Genomic DNA, 966 nt, shown 5'->3' on the forward strand with positions numbered 1-966 from the left:
CTCATACTCCGTGAGCGCCGAATGTGCTTCGGCGACATCGTCGCCCGGGTCGACCTCGGCCAAGCGCTGGAGGACGTTCACGTGCCATCCCTGAAGCGCCTTCGACCCGATCAGCTCGAGCGACTCAGGACGCGAGACGATCGTCCGCTCAACGGCGATCTTCCCCATCGCGTGAACGGCGGGCTTCGTGAGAAACGGGCTGATCGCGAGCAGTCTCCGCGCCCGATGCGGAAAGGGCCAGACGGCCCCGCCACTGAGACCGATCGGCAGGAGGTAGCCGTCCGAAAACGGGGCCGGCGGAGCCAGACGCACGGCTTCGAGCGTGCGAGCCAGATCCTCGACTTCGTCGACACGCGCCGCGGAAATGTCCCGCAATGCGAGGTCAGGAAGCTGCCGAACGAAATCAGCCGCGGGTGCCGCATCGATTGCACCGCCTTCCGCCTCATCCAGAACGAGTGCGGTGTCCCACGATCGGTCAAGCGTCATGTTCCGGCTCAGGATGATGAGTCGATGCGTGCGTGCCCCCTGAGCATCGATGAATCTGAGCGCCCAGATCTTCGGGTGGAAGATTGAGCTGCCCGGCGGCGGGGCGACCTCGAGAACGCTGTCCTCCACAAAGGTCAGAATGCTGCGATAGCTGGACGGAACATGGATGCCGCCCGCCTGGCAGAAGACCGTCGTGTGCTCCGCATAACGGCGCACCGCCTCCAACACTTGAATCGGGTCGACCGTGCTGAGGTCGTCTGAATCCACGCGATCGAAAAGCGCGAACGAAAGTGGAGCAAGGAGCAGCGAGGTCAGATTCAGCGAGTACGTGGTCCCGACCGCGATCTCGACCCCGTACCCCGCGGGCGGGCGCAGGGCATCTGTGAGCATCACTCTCGTCGATGGACTCAGCGTCACGACGCCACCCTCGCGGCGTAGAGATCCGGCAGATGTCGTTGAGCGACTTCCCAGCGATAACTG

At 64.0% G+C, this 966-nt stretch carries 1 protein-coding gene; it reads right to left on the bottom strand.

Annotated elements, in window-relative coordinates; genetic code table 11:
* Positions 1 to 903: phospholipase D-like domain-containing protein (locus AC1DP3_RS18330; RefSeq protein WP_477295807.1), on the bottom strand; the 903-nt coding region annotated here is incomplete at its 3' end.
* Positions 904 to 966 lie beyond the last annotated feature (63 nt).

This window comes from Microbacterium sp. P5_B6 (genome assembly GCF_056400345.1).